This window comes from Hymenobacter sp. BT491, assembly GCF_014349165.1.
Classification (GTDB): domain Bacteria; phylum Bacteroidota; class Bacteroidia; order Cytophagales; family Hymenobacteraceae; genus Hymenobacter; species Hymenobacter jejuensis.
The window spans coordinates 506,495-524,346 of sequence record NZ_JACSJJ010000004.1 but is presented as its reverse complement, the minus strand read 5'-3'; the positions used below and the strand labels follow the sequence as shown (position 1 = coordinate 524,346).

Here is a 17,852-nt window from a genome sequence, read left to right as displayed (position 1 = left end):
ACGGTGGGAAGGGATGAAAAAAAACGGAGCAGATCGTCCGCTAATACGGCACGACCTGCTCCGTTGCCTGCAACAAGTTAGCCAACTGCTGCCCGAACGAACAAAAAATAATTCTATTATCTAGTTTTCGTACTATCTGCTGTTGGCGTTTCCTCAACCGGTGCCGTTTGGGCCGGAGCTTTCTTAGGTTTGCCAAACAGAATGTTGTTTAGGCCCTGCGTTGCCTTCTGCTTCAGCTTGGCTTCGGTTTCCAGGCGCCGCTTCTCAATTTCCTGCTGGGCTTTCGAGGCTAGTTCCTGCTGCTTGCGCTGCAAATCGTTCTGCAAACTGTCTTGGGCTACTTTGGCGCGGGCCTGAAGCTGCGACTTAGCATCATTGACTTTCGATTGCACAATATTGGTAACCAAGTCCTTAGCCTGCGACTTTACGCTGCCGGTCGTGAGCTTCACTTGCGGGTTCGAAACGGTTCCGCCGATGTTCAGACCCAGCGTCACGCGGTCGGTGCCTTGCAGGTTTTGCACGCCTGTCAGGCGCGTGAGTTGGTTGTTGAGTTGGTTGCCAAGCTTGCCGGTGGGCACATTCAGGGCCGTCACATATTCGAGGTTGCCGTTCACGTTGTTCGAGCCGCCCACCGTCATTTTTATTTGACCAATGTTTACGTCAAACGGCTTCACGATGAAGTTGCCGTTGAGGATCTCAGCGGCCACGTCCTTGTTTTCCACCGCAAATTTCTTCAGCTCGTCAAACTGCGTCAGCGAGCTTATGTTGTTCATTACGGGCGAGTTAAGCACTGCGGCCCGCACAATATCAAAGACGCCTTTGCCTGTAAGCGTGCTGTAGTTGGGCATCATGTCGGGCCCCATTTCGCCGCTCACGTTGAAGTTAGTCGAGAAGATACCTTCCACCTGCGAAGCCAGCGGCACCAACGTTTTGATGGAATTGAACGCATTAAAAGCATTCTGGAAGTTCAAGTTCTTGACGTTCAGGCCAAAGTCGAACTTGGGGTGTTGCAGATCCTTGCTGCTGTAGCTACCTGTTGTAGCAAACGACCCACCCAACGTGTTAAATGTCAGCCCGTTAAGCTTAACTGTTTCGTCGCGTACTACTACTGTGCCTTTCACGTCGGAGAGCTTGAGGTTGTCGTACACTACTTGGTCTGCGTTGCTGTTCAGCGTCAGGTCGAAGTATTTCGGGATCTGCAATACGCCATCGGCTTTAGTAGCGGTGGCGGGCGCTTTGGTGGCAGCTTTGGCCCCAGCGGTAGGCGTTGAGCTCACCTCGTCCACCATCCACTCGTTCACGTTGAAGCGGTTGCTGTTCACGGTCAGATTGCCACGCAGCGGCTGACCCGGCGTAAACAGATAGCCCATGTAATTGGAAATCACACCGTTGGCGGCAATATCCGACGAGCCCACAAAACCAGTCATGTCTTTGAGCACAATCTGGTCATTATTGAACGTGGCCGTGGCCCGCGTCACGCGCATACCCTGCGGCAGATCGGTGCTTTTGTAGGTGATGTTTTGCGCATTTACGGTGCCTGAAGCCACCACGCTCTGGTATCTACCGGCCTCAATATCAGCCATTTTGCCTTTGGCAGCCACGTTGCCATTGAGGCGGCCCGTTACGGTCATGCCTTCCAGCGGGAAGATTTTGGTAAGCTTGGTCAGGTCGACTACGCCTTTCACGTCGGCATCGAAAATGGGCTTGTCGATGTTTTGCGCCGCCACGCGGCCTTCCAGTGGTTCGCCGTCGAGCAGCATCCGAAACTGCGGAATGTTGATGCGCGTGTCGTTGGGCTGCCCCGTAGTGTTGACGACAGTACCGTTAAACGCCAGATTCTCGATTGGCGCCGGAAACTGCTTCGATTTCACGTAGCCGTTGGTCATACGCATAACGGCTTGTACCACTGGCATTTGCGTTTTAGAGTAAACGCCCTTCGCCGTGCCATCCACGAAAAGCTGTCCGCGCAAAATCAGGTCCTGCACCGGGTACACCTTCATCATTTCGGCCAGATCGACGTTGGCTTTCACGCGCCCGTCGACTTTCATCGGCTCCAGTCCGTCCACGATTACGTTGCCATCGACGGGGTTCTTGCCAAGATCCAGGTGAAATTGCTTCACGTTAACTTTCACGTTGTTGGTGAAGCCCGACGGGTTATCCACGGCCATATCCACGTTGATGTTGCGGGCGGCTTGCGGCAGATCGGGGTACTTAAACATGCCGTTTTTCACTTGCAGGTTCACGCCATAGCCGGGCATTTTCAGATCGTTGTAAGTGCCTTTCAGGTAGCCATCGAATGCCATGCGGCCCTCGGTCTGGATGTTTTTGAACTGCTCCGTAAACATGCCCGGTACCACGCTCAGGATGTTTTTAAAGTCGGTTTCCAGCGCCTTAAACTTCAGATCGAAGTCAATGTCCTTGGCTGGCATGGCAATAGTCCCGGCAAAGCTCGCCGGGAAGTTGTTGACCTTGACGTTGTTATCCTTAAACATAAACAGCATCTTGCCCAAGTCCATGGCCATCGTCACGTCGGCATCGAGCTTGGCTTTCGACAGGTAATCGACGCCGGCGTAGTTCATGGTGAAGCTGTCGGCTGTCGTTTTTGATACCATATCGAACACGTTGCGCTCGAAGTCGCCGGAGCCGGTGTGGTTCACGTTGGTGGCGCTCATCGCGAACGGAATGCTGCGGTCTTCGTAGCGCAGCTTGCCGTTGTTGATCTCCCACCCTTTAATGGCTACGTTTACCTGCGTCGTATCCTGTCCGGCTTTGGCCGCGGCCGAGTCGGAAATAAACACGTCCCAGTTGGCGCGCCCGCTCTTCAATACTTTCAGGTTGATATTGGGCTGATCAAGCTCGATGGTTTTGATCTTGATTTGATCGCCACGCACTACGCTCATCAAATCCAGGCCGGCCCGGAACGTGGGCAGGTAAGCCAGCGTATCGCGGGCAAACGAATCCTGGCCGATCACGCGCAAGCCGTCGATGCTCAGAGCCAGATCCGGAAACGTGCGGAACAAGCTTAAGCTGACTTTGTCGGGGTCGTACTCAACTTTGGCCCGTACACGCTGGGCCAATTGCTTGTCGAGGGCCTGTTTGAGCTTGTCTTTAAACAGGACAGGGGCCAAGGCGACAGCAGCCACCAACACCACTAGAAAAATCAATATTCCTAAAAACAACTTGCGCATATGCAGGAAAACTTAGGGAAGATCAGCGAGATAAGAACAGCAGGAGTGAAGGCCGCCAAAAAGTGTACTACACACTCTGAGTTGGCAAAAGTAAGGCCGCGTTGTAGCTACTTTTGCACTTACATTAGGGACATAGCAAATTTCGAACGCCACTAATTGCCTCGGCACTACTGGTAAAGATGAAGGAAATTGGCATTTTAGTTCCCACGTTTGTGCTACGGCGCGTCAAAGTAGGAGCCGACAAACGCTAGAGGGGTTGCATATGCGCATATCAGGATTGGTCCGATTGGTTTCGTCTACTTTCAGGTCACAGAAACGTCAAAAGCTGTTTGGTATTGGGTTTGCCGTTGCTGTGGCGGGTTTTCAACCGGGAGCTGTGCACGCCCAAGACCTTTATTATGCGCAGCCTTACGCTACGCGGCTGCACACCAACCCGGCGTTTGCGGGCTTGCTTGATGATTACAGCATCACCTTTAGCTACCGCAACCAGTTCCCAACGTTGGCGGGCACATTCCAGACGAGCCAGCTGGCCGCCGATTACCGGTTTCGCGACCAGCGCAGCGCGGTAGGCCTGCTGATGAACCTCGACCGCACGGGCTCCATTGGCTACACGCGCTACGAAATCGGTGGCGTCTACGCTTACCACACCCGCCTGACGGAAGACCTAAGCCTAAGCGGCGGCGTGAAAGCCAGCTACGGACACCAACGCATCAGCTACGGCAATCTTGTGTTCGGCGACCAGCTTTCCGACGACGGAACAATCACCGGACCTTCTGCAGAACCACTTGATTATAAGCCGGTTAACTATTTCAGCATTGGTACAGGCGTTATCCTGTATACCAAGCAGGCGTGGTTGGGGGTGGCCGCGCATCATCTCAACCAACCTGACTTGGGCTTCATGACACAGAGCAAACTACCTCTGCGTCTGAATATTAATGCGGGCTACAAATACTATTTCGCGCAGACCACCGTTAACAAAGAGCTTCGCGAAATCAGCCTTACACCTACCCTCAATTATACTTATCAGGGCGGTTCGCAGCGGGCAGAAGTTGGATTATACGGTACTGTGACCCCCATTACCTTGGGGGCCGTGTACCGGGGAGTACCCCTACCAGGTTCGCTGCATCCGCAGCAAATTCTGACGGCAATTGCCGGGGTCAACGTAGGGGCTTTTCGCTTGGGATACAGTTATGATGTGAGTCTGAGTCAATTCAGTGCAGATTTGGGAGGAGCGCATGAACTTTCACTATCCATCCGGCAGTTCGATGCACTCGAAGCAGCATGGCGCCGATTAAAACGTCGGAATTACCCGGCGATTCCTTGTCCGGCCTTCTAACTTTTTGTATTATTGCATCCAAATTGCCTTCTCTAAAACCTTTAATCACAGGTAGTTTCAACTCAATCATGAATTTCTCCAAGTACCTGCGTTACACCATTGTTGGAGCCTGTGCACTGGCTTCTTGTAAGGGTGGTCCGCCTACCGCTACGAAACCCGGTAAGTACAGCTCGACAACGGGCATCGAGTACAACACCGAAGAGGGCATGAAGGTGGCCGATTATAAGGGCATCCCTGAAGGACCCGGATTGGTATTTATTGAAGGCGGTCGTACCGTGCTGGGTTCAGCCGAGGAAGATGTGGCCATGACGCGCGACAACGTGGAGCGCACTGTGACCATCGCCTCGTTCTATATGGACGAAGCTGAGGTGGCCAACATTCACTGGCTCGAATACCTGCACTTCGTACGCAAAGACTCGTCGGAGGAATTCTATCAGTCGGCGCTGCCCGACACGGCAGTGTGGGCGCGCGAGTTGTCGTTCAACGACCCTTACGTGGATTACTACCTGCGTTACCCAGGCTTCCGCTACTTCCCAGTGGTGGGCGTAAGCTGGTTGCAGGCCAACGACTACTGCACGTGGCGCACGGCCAAAGTCAACGAGCACCTTGCTGGTGTTGACGAAGGTAGCGGCTCAAGCGGCGGTGGCGGCGGCTTGTTTAAGCGCAAAAAGAAGGCAACTGCTGATGCAGCCGAAGGCGCTGACACCGGCGACGGCAAACCCAAAATTTCGATTGAGAACGGCAACACGCTGCCTAACTACCGTCTGCCTACTGAGGCTGAATGGGAATACGCCGCGCAAGCTTTGATCGGAACGCAGGAAACCGGCAACGAAAACCAAGAAAACAAGCGCATCTATCCTTGGGATGGTCGTCAGGTTCGTAACCCATACGGCAAGAACATGGGTAGCTTCCTGGCCAACTTCAAGCGTGGCCGTGGTGACTACGCCGGTATCGCCGGTAGCCTGAACGACGGCGCCATGATCACGGAGTACATCTACAACTACCCTCCGAACGATTACGGCCTCTACAACATGGCTGGCAACGTAAACGAATGGGTACAGGACATTTACCGTCCGCTGTCGTTCGAAGACGTGGAAGACCTGAACCCCTTCCGTCGGAACGGCTTCCTCGACCCTGCTGAGAAGTACGACAAGAAAGGCTACCAGTCGCTCATCGACGACCACGTGCGCGTGTACAAAGGCGGTTCGTGGCGCGACGTAGCTTACTGGCTCTCGCCTGGCACACGTCGCTTCATGGCTGAAGATTCGGCTACCGCTACCATCGGTTTCCGTTGCGCTATGATCAACGCTGGCTCGAACAAGTAAGCTTACTTTTTAACCTATCAAACAAAAAGCCCTTGCAGTTTGCAAGGGCTTTTTGTTTACTTATATCAATCTACAAATTGTTGATAATCAATAATTTGTAGATTATTCTTATTTACTAAAGTCAAGCTAGTTCTGCGCTGGCAATGGTCGCAATGCTCACCTCCTGCGCACCGGCTGCCAACAGCACAGCAGCACAAGCTTCTAGGGTGGCACCGGTGGTAAGCACGTCGTCCACTACCAGAATGCGCTTTCCTGCAATGGCTGAGGATTCAGTTACTTCAAAAACGTTCGCTACGTTTTGCCAGCGCTCTACTCTGTTTTTCTGGGTCTGCGACTTAGTGTGAGCTGTACGGCGCAATGCATGCGCACTCCAGGGCGCCGACAGGGCAGAGGCCAATCCTTCGGCAAAGCTGTCGGCTTGGTTGTAGCCGCGCTGGGCTAGCTTGCGGGGGTGCAGAGGCACGGGTACAATAAGGTCAAATTCGGCGGCGAAGCCCTGAGCAGCTAGCTCGGCCCCGTACCACTGACCCAATACTTGGCCAACTTCCTGTTGCCCCTTATACTTCAGTTGGTGCAACAGATGCTGCACCCGGCCGCGACGCAGAAACTTCAGGTAGCTCAGCGTATAGCGCAACGGTACTTTGCCCCAGAACCGACGTGCCAAGGGGTTCTGAGCCGGCGCAAGCGTATGATAACCGGTGTAGGGCAGCTCGACGCGGCAGTTGGTGCAAATATGCTGCTCGCCACGGCGCAAGGCTTCTTCACACGCTAGGCATACCCGCGGAAAAATGAGCGATACAAAATCGGCAAAAGCGGTTTGTATGTTCACAAAACGGTTGGGTTGGGCGTAGGCATCAGGAAGCGAAAAAACCGCAGCTTGAAGGTAGCGCCGGCCAGCGGTTTGCCCAAACCGCTGGATCATTTGTGCCTACTTTCGTGTTCTAAATTTCCATCTCCGTTGTGGGCCATCGCTTCGCAAGCGCAAGAACGTTTCAGCGCTAGCCACCAGCTTATCATTCTTACTTCCCATTTATGAGCCTCGTCACCGAATTCAACGACTATCGCCAGCGCATGAACGAAAAGATCATGGCGGCTGATAACAAGGTCATTAAGCGCTTTTTCAACCTCGACACCAACACCTATCAGGAAGGCGCGTTGGATGTAAAAACCAAGGAAATGCTGGGGCTGGCCTGTTCCATGGTGCTACGCTGCGACGATTGCATCAAGTACCACGTTGGCAAATGCTACGAGGAAGGCGTCACGCAAGAGCAACTGTATGAGGTATTTGCGATTGCCAACATTATCGGCGGCAGCATCGTGATTCCGCATTTCCGCCGCGCCGTGGAGTACTGGGAAGTCCTGAAAGAGGAGGGGGCCGTGCCGGCTCCGCCGCACGCCGAACACAGCGCCTAGTCATGCTGAATCCGGAAGAAACCGAAGCGCAGTTTGAGCAGCGCTGGTGGGAGCTGATGAACCAAATGCGCGAGCGCTTCGGCAAAAAACCCGACCTCAATGCGCTGCTGCTGCTTATCGGCGTGCAGGAGCTTGGGCAGGGCGCAGGTCCGTTTACCAAAGAACAAAAACAGGACCTGATGCACATTGCTACGTGTAAGCTCTTCAGCATCAGCGGGTACTACGAGCTAGAGCGCATCGATGAAGATGGCTGGCCGCATTACAAACTGTTGCGGCCAGTGCCTTTTGCCAGCCTCAAAGAGCAAGAGCGTATGCTCAAATGGCATATGCTCGAGTATTTTCAGCAACAGGAAGACGAGGAATAACCAAAGCTTTCCAACTGTTTCTGGTTGGCGTTTTGCCACTTGCCTGTCCTCCCGAGCGAAAGCAAAGGACCTCTGCACAAATAGTAAAAACTAGTGCGGAAGAGTTTGCTCGCTTTCGCTCGGGAGGACGGCTGGTTTGGGTTTTTAACTGTTTATCACCGAAGTTTTCCTTTTGAAAATCATCACATATAACGTCAACGGGCTACGCTCGGCATTGAGCAAAGGCCTGCTGAGCTGGGTGGAAAACGCGGCGCCAGACGTCCTGTGCTTGCAGGAAATTAAAGCAGGCCGTGAGGCACTGGATATCTCTGGTTTTGAGGCCCTTGGGTATCACGCTTGTTTGCATCCGGCAGAAAAGCCCGGTTACAGCGGCGTAGCTACCTTTTCGAAGCAAAAACCCAACAATATCGTAATCGGTTGTGGTACTGATTGTTATGACAGCGAGGGCCGCGTGCTGCGCCTGGACTTCGATGGATTTTCGGTGATCAATACCTACATGCCTTCGGGCACGAGCGGACCGGAGCGGCAGGCGTTCAAAGTTGAGTGGCTGCATTTTTTCCGCAAGTACGTGCACGAACTGCGGGCTACGGTGCCGCCGCTCGTCATTGTCGGCGACTTCAATTGCTGCCAGCGCGACATCGATCTGCACAACCCCAAGGCCAACCAAAACAGCCCTGGTTTCACGCCGGAGGAGCGGGCGTGGTTCGCCGACTTCCTCGCCGACGGCTTCACCGACTCGTTTCGTCACCACCACGGCGATGCGGTGGGCCACTACTCCTGGTGGACGTACCGAGCCGGCGCCCGGGCCCGCAACGTGGGCTGGCGCCTAGACCATGTGCTGGTCGATGAGCAGTTGCAACCGCGCATCCAAAACGCTGGTCTTTTGCCCGATGTGGTGCACTCGGATCACTGCCCGGCGTTTGTGGAGTTATAAGGGCGAGGCTTGCTTGCGCGGCACTTTTCTGGTCGGGGCTGCCGTTTAAGCTGTATCTTGTCTGAGCCCGATTTGGTCTGTGTTTATGTCCGTGGAAAAAGCTACGCTCCCTTCAACTGCCCACTTGCCGGCTCTGCAACAGGTGCTCACGCAACTGGATGCTTTTAAGCGCAAGTTTTACCTAAGCCTGCTGGTGCGCGGTGCGCTGGTGGCCGGCGGCCTGTTGCTGACGCTGTTTGTCGTTTTCAACCTGCTCGAATACTTCCTCTACCTGCCCACGTGGGTACGGGGCGGGCTGCTGTTTGGCTTTTTGGGGTTGGTAGTGTACGCGTTTGTGCACTGGATCTGGCAGCCGCTGGCAGCCCTTACCAATTTGCGCCGCCTGCTTACCGACGAGCAAGCCGCTCAACGCGTCGGCGACCTGTTTCCGCAGGTTCAGGATAAGCTATTGAATGCCTTGCAGTTACAAGGCAAAGCCCAGGAAAACGCCCTTATCGCGGCGAGCCTAGAGCAGCGGGCGGCGCAGTTTACAGGTCTGGAATTTGCCGATGGCATCAACATCCAAACGCAGACGCGGCCGCTGTGGAAATACGTGGCCATTCCGGCGGGCATCATTGTGCTGGTGCTGCTGGTGTACCCAAGCCTGTTTGTGCAGGGTACGGAGCGCATTTTACACTACCGTCAAGCGTATTCGCCACCCGCACCGTTTCAGTTTGTTCTGGAGAACAAGGACTTACGGGCCTTTCGCAACGAAGATTATAAGCTGAACGTGCGCATAGAAGGCGAAGTACTGCCCAACGAAATCAACATCGTGTACGGCGGCCGCGAACGGCGTCTGACCAAAGAGCAAGGCAACCACTACAGCTTCGAATTCAAGCAGTTGCAAAAAGACGTGGCGTTTCAGCTAGCCGCCGCGGGCTTCACTTCCGACGACTACAACCTGCTGGTGCGTGAGCGGCCCAACCTCCGCGACTTCTCCATGCAGGTAACCTACCCGGCATACATCGGCAAGCTGGCCGAAACCATCCGCAACAGCGGCAACCTGACCGTGCCCGAAGGCAGCACCGTGCGCTGGGAATTTGCTACCGCCGCCACCGATAAGCTGCAATTGCAATTCAAAAATCCGGACGAAACGGTAATTGCAGAAGAAGCTGATAATCAATTTGTTGTTACGCATCGGGTGATGCGCTCGCAGGAGTACGCGGTGCGCTTGCAAAATGCCATCAGCCTCAACCGCGACCCTATTCAGTACCAGATTACGGCCATTCAGGATCAAGTGCCGGAGGTGACGGAAGAGAGCTTTGCCGACACGACATCACTGCGCTACTTGGCCCTAGGGGGCTCAGTGCGAGACGATTATGGCCTGACGCGTTTGCAACTGCATTACCGCATTACGTCGGCCCAGAACCCAAATGCGGGCTACAAAGCGCGGGCGCTGCCGTTGCAAAGCGGTTCGGCTCAGACGTATGCTTACCAATGGGATTTGCAGCCGCTCAACATGAAGCCCGGCGACCGCCTCGAATACTTCGTGCAGGTATGGGACAACGACGGCGTGCACGGCCCCAAAAGCGCCCGGACGCGCCAGGCTGAGTTCAAGCTGCCGGCCCGCACCGAGTTGCAAAAACAGCTGAACGAGCAGGCCCAGTCCATGCAGAACCAACTAAGCCAGAGCGCGCAGCAGTCGAAAAAGCTGGAGCGCGAACTGGCCAAGGCCGGTGACAAGCTCAAGACCAAGCGCGACCTCAACTTCCAGGATCGCAAGCAGTTGGAAGAGATGCTGAACCAGAAGCAGCAGATGGACCAGCAGATGGCCGAGGTCAAGAAGATGTTTGAGGAGATGAACCAGAAGCAGGACCAGTTTGACCCCAAAAGCGAGCAGCTAAAAGAGAAGGCCGAAGAACTGAAGAAGCTCATGGAAACCCTGCTCGACCCCGAAACCAAGAAGCTTTACGAGCAGCTGCAAAAGCTTTTGGAACAGCAGCAGGATATGGTACAGCCCGAAATGCAGAAGCTTTTGCAACAGCTTGAAAACAAGGAGAATACGTTGCAGAAAGAGTTGGAGCGGGCTCTGGAGATGTTTAAGCAGCTGCAATACGAGCAGAAGATGGAATCGGCGACCAACAAGCTCGATGAGCTAGCCAAAGAGCAGCAGAAGCTGGCCGACGAAACCCAGAAAAACGACAAAGCTAACCAGCAAGGCGACAAGCAACAGCAGCAACAAAAGCAGCAGGAGCTAAAGCAGCAGCAAGCCCAGATGCAGCAGCAGTTTGAAGACGTCAAGAAAGACCTGCAGGACCTGAAGAAAATCGACGAGCAGCTCGAAAATGAGAACGGCGCCGACGAGATGAAACAGGAGCAGCAGCAGGTGGAGCAGGAAATGGAAGAAAGCCAGCAGGAGCTAGGCAAAAACCAGAACCAGAAAGCCAGCCAGAGCCAAAAAGACGCCGCGCAGAAAATGCAGCAGATGGCTCAGAAAATGAAGGACCAGCAGAGCGAGGAAGAAAGCGATCAGCAGCAGGAAAACATCGACGACCTGCGCGACATCCTGGAAAACCTGCTCAAGCTCTCGTTTGACCAGGAAGGCGTGATGAAGGAGTTTCGGCAAGTCGACCAGACCGACCCGCGCTTTGTGCAGCTGAGCCAGCAGCAGCGCAAGCTCAAAGACGACGCAGCCGTGATTCAGGATTCGCTGTACGCACTGGCCAAAAAGGCGGCTCAGATTCAGTCATTTGTAACCCGCGAAGTAGGGGAGATGAACGGCCGCATGGACGAATCGCTCGACCAGATTCGGCAGCGTAACGTAAGCCGCGCTACCAGCAGCCAGCAATTGGCCATGACGTCGATGAACAACCTGGCGCTTATGCTGGACGCGGCTTTGCAGCAAATGCAGGAAGAACAGCGCCAAGGCCAGCAGCAACAGCAGCAAGGCGGCGGCAAATCGGGCCGCAAAAAAAAGAAGGGTAGTGCCGCCGGCGAAGGCCAGATGGGACGCATGCAGCAACAACTCAACCAACAGATTCAGCAGCTTCAGCAAAGCGGCAAATCGGGTCGGGCCATGTCGGAAGAATTAGCCAAGCTCGCAGCCCAACAGCAAATGCTGCGGCAAGCCATGGGTGACCTGGAAAAAATGCAGCAGCAAAGCAAGCCCGGCGGCCCAAATGCGAAAGATGGCAAAGGCCAGGAGGGCGCGGGCGGAACCGGCGACATCAAAAAAATGATGGAACAAACCGAGACCGACCTCGTAAATAAGCGGCTGACGGAGCAGACCATTATGCGCCAGCGCCAAATCCTGACTCGTTTGCTGGAAGCCGAGAAATCGGCCCGCGAGCGGGACCAGGATGACAAGCGCGAAGCGCAGACGGCCCAAAATCGACCACCTGTTTTTCCGCCTGCTTTTGACAAATACAAACGCCAGAAAGACCGGCAAACCGAGTTGCTCCGCACCGTGCCACCAGCCCTCACGCCGTACTACCAGCGCGAGGTGAGTGAATATTTTCAGAAAATGAAGTAGCACCTCGCTATTTTTACCGCCGCTGCCCCCTTACCCTCCCTTATGAAGCAGGTCAAAATTCAGATTCCTTCGCTCGTTGAGAACATCCGCGTGGTAGAAAGTTTCATCGATAACTCGAAAGATACCTTCCACATTGAAGACGATATTTACGGCAATATCATGGTGGCCGTCACGGAGGCGGTAAACAACGCAATTCGCCACGGCAACAAGTTCGACAAGGACAAAAACGTCTATTTGTCGCTGTACGTCGATAAAGACCGGGTGAAGTTTGAAGTGGAAGACGAAGGCAACGGGTTTGATTACACCAACCTGATCGACCCTACGGCTCCCGAAAATCTCGAAAACCCCGGCGGTCGCGGCATCTTCCTGATTCGCCATTTGGCCGACGAAGTGGAGTTTAACAAAGACGGCCGCAACGTGCAGCTCACTTTTATGCTCAGCCCCGACACGGCCGACGAATCGGCTGCTACTACTTCTTCCGACCAGACTGCGGCATGACCTCGTTGCCCCCCGACCACGACGAAGAGCCGATGGATGAACCGTATGAGGTTCATGGCATTGAGTTCTTGGTAGAAGATGTTGATTTCGAACTAACTGATGCTGAGGAACTTACCTCTTGGATAGAACGCGTAGCCGAAGTACACGAACACGAAATCGTGCACCTGACCTACATTTTCTGCTCCGATGAGTACCTGCACCAAGTCAACGTCGAGTACCTCGACCACGATACCTACACGGACGTGATCACCTTCGACAACGCCGACGACGCCGACATTATCGAAGGCGACGTGTTCATCAGCGTAGAACGGGTGCGGGATAATGCCCAGCAACTCGGCGTCGCGTTCCGCGATGAGCTGCACCGCGTCATGATTCACGGAGTGTTGCACCTGCTTGGCTACGCCGACAAAGACTTGCTGAGCCAGACGGCGATGCGCAAAAAAGAAGACGACTGCCTATCTTTGCGCACGTTCTGAGCGCGTTGCGTTAGGTACTTTCTGGTAACCACCTCAAAACCGCCAACCGTTTCGACCGAAACGGGGGGCGGTTTTTGGTTTTCTAGGGCACGCTACCGGACAACTGACTCTTCCTGAACCAGAAACAGGAACTAGTTTTTAGATCTGGCACAAAACTTACTTCTCCGCTGTTCTCCCCAGCAGTTCCCAAATAACACCCCCGATTATGTTCACTGAGCAGGAATACGATGTCATTGTAGTAGGAGCGGGCCATGCCGGCTGCGAAGCGGCGGCCGCGGCAGCCAACCTCGGCTCGAAGGTGCTGCTCGTGACCATGAACATGAACACAATTGCGCAGATGTCGTGCAACCCCGCGATGGGCGGCGTGGCCAAAGGCCAGATCGTGCGGGAAATTGACGCGCTGGGCGGGCAATCGGGCATTGTGACCGACAAAACCATGATCCAGTTCCGGATGCTAAACCGCTCGAAAGGCCCCGCCATGTGGAGCCCGCGCGCGCAAAGCGACCGCATGCGTTTTGCCGAAGAATGGCGCATGACCCTAGAGCAAACGCCCAACGTGGACTTCTGGCAGGAAGCCGTTATGGGCTTGGTGGTCGAAAACGACACAGTCGTCGGCGTGCGCACCCAGCTTGGCATCGAGTTTCGGGCAAAAAGCGTGGTGCTGACCAACGGTACGTTTCTCAATGGCCTGATCCACATTGGGGAGAAAAATTTTGGCGGCGGACGCGCCGCCGAACGCGGTAGCACGGGCATTACGGAGCAGCTGAAAGAGCTGGGCTTTGAAGCCGGCCGCATGAAAACCGGCACGCCACCCCGCGTCGATGGCCGCTCGCTGGATTACAGCAAAATGGAAGTGCAGCCCGGCGACGAGGAGCCGAGCAAATTCTCCTACCTCGACACGCCGCGCCTGACCACCCAGCGCCCGTGCTACATCACCTACACCAACTCTGAGGTGCACAACATCCTGCGCGAGGGCTTCGAGAAGTCGCCCATGTTTCAGGGCCGCATCAAGGGCTTGGGACCGCGCTATTGCCCGTCGGTGGAGGACAAAATCAACCGCTTCGCCGACAAGGACCGCCACCAGATTTTTGTGGAGCCCGAAGGCTGGAGCACGGTGGAAGTGTACGTGAATGGCTTTAGCTCGTCGTTGCCGGAAGACGTGCAATACCGCGCCTTGCGCAAGATTGTGGGCTTCGAGAACGCCAAGATGTTCCGGCCGGGTTATGCTATCGAGTACGATTTCTTCCCGCCGACCCAGCTCAACCTGACACTGGAAACCAAGCGCATCAAAAACCTCTACTTCGCCGGCCAGATCAACGGTACTACGGGCTACGAAGAGGCTGCTTGCCAAGGCCTTATGGCCGGTATCAACGCCCATAATCGCGTGCACGGCAAAGAGCCTTTCATCCTGAAAAGGAGCGAAGCCTACATCGGCGTTCTCATCGACGACTTGGTAAACAAAGGCACCGACGAGCCCTACCGCATGTTTACGTCGCGGGCCGAACACCGCATCTTGCTCCGCCAAGACAATGCCGATATCCGCCTCACGCCGCTTGGCCACAAGCTTGGCTTAGCATCGGAAGAACGCATGCGGCGCGTAGAAGAAAAGCTTCGCCAGACCACGGAAGTGCTTGAGCTGCTGAAGAATATGCCCGTGGAAGCTGCCGAAGTCAATGGGTTGCTGGAATCGATTGGCTCGGCGCCCATCACGGAAAAAACGCGCGCGATCAACTTGCTGCGTCGGCCGAACGTGGAGCTGGCTCACTTGACCAGCGTGCTTCCGGCGCTTGCTTTACAACTATCTGTATATCAAGAAGATAGCCTAGAGCAAGCTATTATCAATATCAAGTACGAAACGTACATCGAGAAGGAATACCAGCAGGCTGCACGCTTCTTGGAGCTGGAAAACTTCGTGATTCAGGGCCGCTTGGATTACAAGCAAATGCCCGCCCTTTCGCACGAAGCCCGCGAAAAGCTCCTGCGCGTACAACCCGAAACCATTGGTCAAGCCTCGCGCATCAGCGGAGTATCGCCGGCCGATATTTCGGTCCTGATGGTGTACTTGGGTAAGTAATGTTGAATTTTGAGTGCGGAGGCAAATTGGGGTACCGTATTGGTTCTCCTGATGGGCTTCCGCACTCAAAGTTTTGCCTCCATAATTTCAATCCGTGTCCTACGAACGTTTGGATAAATGCCCGGTGTGCGGGAAAAGTGACTTTCGCAACAAGCTGGTAGTCGAAGACAAGTCGGTGAGTAAGGAAAGCTTCGCCATTGTGCAGTGCGAGGCGTGCAGTTTTCAGTTTACCAATCCGCGGCCCAATGCGGACCAGATCGGGCGCTATTACGAGTCCGACGACTACGTGTCGCACAACAGTGCCGCGGCGGGCGTCATCAACCAAGCCTACCGCATCGCACGCTTTTTCACGATGCGCCGCAAGGTGAGCTTACTGAACAAGCACGCGCCGCGCAAAGGCAAAATATTGGATTACGGATGCGGCACGGGCCATTTTTTGGCCGCCTGCAAAGCAAGCCATTGGCAAATAGCGGGTATTGAGCCCAATGCGCGTGCCCGCGAAGAAGCGGCACGACGCGTGGGCCAGCCCATCGGCTCCGGCAGTCTCGATTCGTTGGAGGCCGGCACTTTCGATGCCGTTACGCTCTGGCACGTGCTCGAACACGTACACACGCTCAACGAAACTCTGCGCCAGCTCATCGGCCTGCTCAAGCCCGATGGCGTGCTGATCATAGCCGTGCCCAACGTCGATAGCCTTGATGCTCAGCACTATCGCCAGGATTGGGCGGCGTACGATGTGCCCCGGCACTTGTACCATTTCGCGCCCAAAACGATGACGCAACTGCTCAAAAAGCACAAGATGATCGTGCGCGAAACGCTGCCGATGGAGCTGGATGCTTACTATGTGAGCATGCTCAGTGAAAAGCACCGTGCCGAGCGCGGCGGTGGTTTGCTTACGGTGCTAAAGACTGGTTTTCAGTCCAATAAATACGCCGCGCAGCACAACGGGCAATATTCCAGCCTGATTTACGTAGCTAGCAAACGCTGATTTTCTACTTTTCCACTGCCTTCGCCCGCCGATGTTCGTTCGCGCTGATCTGCTGCTTCTTCTGTCTGTTAGTTCTTTGCTCGGTGGCTGCGCGGCCGTCAGTTCTCCTGAAGGCGGCCCCCGCGACACGGTGGCGCCCAAGCTGGTGAGTACGACGCCCGCCAACGGGGCGCGCAACGTGAAGGAACAAACGGTGCGGCTGGTGTTTTCGGAGTCGGTGCAGGTAAAGGACTTGCAGAAGAAGTTGATTGTAGCGCCCGTCATTCCGGACGCCAACCACTACAAAGTGCGGGAGGAGCGCAACGCCATTAGCCTCACGTTTGAGAAGCCTTTTGACGCGAATACCACGTACTCCTTCAACTTTGGCGATGCCGTTTCGGATATCACCGAAAGCACGCCGGCCAAAGATGTACTATTCAGCTTCAGCACCGGCCCTCAGCTGGATTCGGGCTCGGTGCGAGGCGTTGTACACGACCTGCTTACGGGCCAACCGGCCAACGAAGCCTCAGTAATTCTGTATCCGGAAGCCGATACCCTGGGTGTGCGCCGCGGCAAGCCGTATTACTTGGCGCGTACTGATAAGACCGGAAATTTTGCCTTGCGCAACCTTAAAGAAGGCAAGTACCGCATGTATGCTTTGGCCGACAAAAACCAGAGTGGTCGCTACGAAGAAGGGGAGAAGATTGCTTACCTACCCGATTTGCTCACAGTTCGGCCTGGCGTCGATAGCCTGCGCTTCGAGCTGGTGCGCCCGGATGCTCGCAAAGCGCTGATTACTTCCCAGCAGCCTGGGTTCAACAACTACAAAATCGGCCTGAACGAAGGTATCCAGCAAGCCTCGCTCACACCGCTGAACGCTTCGGCCACGACGCCCGAGCTCACCGAAGCGGTGCAAATGGCAGAAAAAGGCCGGTCGGTCATTCTCTACAAAACGCCTGCCCTCCCCGAAGGCCGCTACATTCTGGCCACTACCGACAGCGTGGGCAACACCGGCCGCGATACCCTCAACGTGCGCTTTCAGGGTACTGCTCCCGCCCGTCGCGGCCCGGCCTATTCCCTTGAGGGCGGCGGCCGGGAAGTATATCGGCAGGGCCAGCTGCGCATTCAGTTCAACGAACCGGTTCGCCTGGCAGCGAACAAGCCTTTTGGTACGCTGGTCGAAGACTCTACCTCGCGTCGGCCGCTACGCGCCCCGCAGGATGGCTCGCTCAATTCCGAGCGCAACCAGTTGATTATCAATCTGAATACCAAAGCTAAAAACAAGATCTCCTTGGTGCTCGACAGCACCGCGATCACTTCGGTGACGGGGTCACGGCTGGGTTTTCGCCCGATTCCGTTGCGCCTCACCGAGCAATCTCCGTTCGGAACGCTCAGCGGCACCATCCAAACCAAGTACAAGCGCTACACGCTGCAACTGCTCGACAACACGTATCAACTGGTGCAGTCGCTGGATAGCCCGCGCAATACGTTTCGGTTCGACTTCCTGACACCGGGCACTTACCGCATTCGGGTGCTCATCGATGCCGACGCCAACGGCTCCTGGCGCGGCGGCGATCCCAAACTGCTGCTGCCCGCTGAGCCCGTTTATATCTATCCTCAGACCAAGCAAGTACGCGCTGGCTGGGAGGAAGAGGCCATCAAGCTAAGCTTCTAGGCTGTTCGCCGCCGCCACGCCGGTAGTTATGGGCCGGTTTTCGCCTCTTTTCGTGCGTTAGTTACTGTTTTTTAGCGGCGCGCTGCGGGG

At 55.2% G+C, this 17,852-nt stretch carries 13 protein-coding genes; 11 read left to right on the top strand and 2 right to left on the bottom strand.

Annotated features, from left to right (window positions below):
• Positions 1-116: 116 nt before the first annotated feature.
• The gene (locus tag H9I52_RS18960; RefSeq protein WP_187455149.1) at positions 117-3,188 is read right to left on the bottom strand and encodes an AsmA-like C-terminal region-containing protein; all 3,072 of its coding nucleotides are present in this window, start codon (positions 3,186-3,188) and stop codon (positions 117-119) included.
• A 376-nt stretch (positions 3,189-3,564) separates the two neighbouring features.
• On the opposite strand from H9I52_RS18960, the gene H9I52_RS18955 reads away from it, so the two are divergent.
• Positions 3,565-4,524 carry a PorP/SprF family type IX secretion system membrane protein gene (locus H9I52_RS18955; protein WP_187455148.1) on the top strand — a complete coding sequence of 320 codons (960 nt, stop codon included), beginning with the start codon at positions 3,565-3,567 and terminating at the stop codon, positions 4,522-4,524.
• Positions 4,525-4,592: 68 nt separating this feature from the next.
• Positions 4,593-5,849 carry an SUMF1/EgtB/PvdO family nonheme iron enzyme gene (locus H9I52_RS18950; RefSeq protein ID WP_174805793.1) on the top strand — a complete coding sequence of 419 codons (1,257 nt, stop codon included), beginning with the start codon at positions 4,593-4,595 and terminating at the stop codon, positions 5,847-5,849.
• 121 nt (positions 5,850-5,970) lie between these two features.
• On the opposite strand, the gene H9I52_RS18945 is transcribed toward H9I52_RS18950, so the two are convergent.
• Positions 5,971-6,678 carry a ComF family protein gene (locus tag H9I52_RS18945; RefSeq protein WP_316248055.1) on the bottom strand — a complete coding sequence of 236 codons (708 nt, stop codon included), beginning with the start codon at positions 6,676-6,678 and terminating at the stop codon, positions 5,971-5,973.
• 203 nt (positions 6,679-6,881) lie between these two features.
• Here H9I52_RS18945 and H9I52_RS18940 point away from each other — a divergent pair, with 203 nt between their 5' ends.
• The 9 genes from H9I52_RS18940 to H9I52_RS18900 all read left to right on the top strand — a co-directional run bounded on the left by H9I52_RS18940 (position 6,882) and on the right by H9I52_RS18900 (position 17,762).
• On the top strand, positions 6,882-7,262 hold the full coding sequence (locus tag H9I52_RS18940) for a carboxymuconolactone decarboxylase family protein (protein ID WP_139515271.1): 381 nt from the start codon (positions 6,882-6,884) through the stop codon (positions 7,260-7,262).
• A gap of 2 nt (positions 7,263-7,264) precedes the next feature.
• The gene (locus H9I52_RS18935; protein WP_139515270.1) at positions 7,265-7,627 is read left to right on the top strand and encodes a hypothetical protein; all 363 of its coding nucleotides are present in this window, start codon (positions 7,265-7,267) and stop codon (positions 7,625-7,627) included.
• Between the two features lie 172 nt (positions 7,628-7,799).
• Positions 7,800-8,561, top strand: coding sequence for an exodeoxyribonuclease III (locus H9I52_RS18930; protein ID WP_187455146.1), 762 nt, complete (start codon positions 7,800-7,802; stop codon positions 8,559-8,561).
• A gap of 85 nt (positions 8,562-8,646) precedes the next feature.
• Positions 8,647-12,072 (top strand): DUF4175 family protein, encoded by a 3,426-nt coding sequence (locus H9I52_RS18925; protein WP_187455145.1) that lies wholly within the window; start codon positions 8,647-8,649, stop codon positions 12,070-12,072.
• 42 nt (positions 12,073-12,114) lie between these two features.
• Positions 12,115-12,570 carry an ATP-binding protein gene (locus H9I52_RS18920; RefSeq protein ID WP_139515267.1) on the top strand — a complete coding sequence of 152 codons (456 nt, stop codon included), beginning with the start codon at positions 12,115-12,117 and terminating at the stop codon, positions 12,568-12,570.
• A complete protein-coding gene (gene ybeY / locus H9I52_RS18915) occupies positions 12,567-13,046 on the top strand; it encodes an rRNA maturation RNase YbeY (RefSeq protein ID WP_187455144.1) in 480 nt (159 codons plus the stop codon). Before H9I52_RS18920 ends, ybeY begins: the two co-directional genes overlap by 4 nt.
• Positions 13,047-13,251: 205 nt before the next feature.
• Positions 13,252-15,120: a tRNA uridine-5-carboxymethylaminomethyl(34) synthesis enzyme MnmG gene (gene mnmG, locus H9I52_RS18910; protein ID WP_187455143.1), complete on the top strand. Its 1,869-nt coding sequence runs from the start codon at positions 13,252-13,254 to the stop codon at positions 15,118-15,120.
• A 94-nt stretch (positions 15,121-15,214) separates the two neighbouring features.
• Positions 15,215-16,108: a class I SAM-dependent methyltransferase gene (locus H9I52_RS18905; RefSeq protein WP_187455142.1), complete on the top strand. Its 894-nt coding sequence runs from the start codon at positions 15,215-15,217 to the stop codon at positions 16,106-16,108.
• Between the two features lie 31 nt (positions 16,109-16,139).
• Positions 16,140-17,762, top strand: a complete 1,623-nt coding sequence (locus tag H9I52_RS18900; protein WP_187455141.1) for an Ig-like domain-containing domain — start codon at positions 16,140-16,142, stop codon at positions 17,760-17,762.
• Positions 17,763-17,852: the final 90 nt, after the last annotated feature.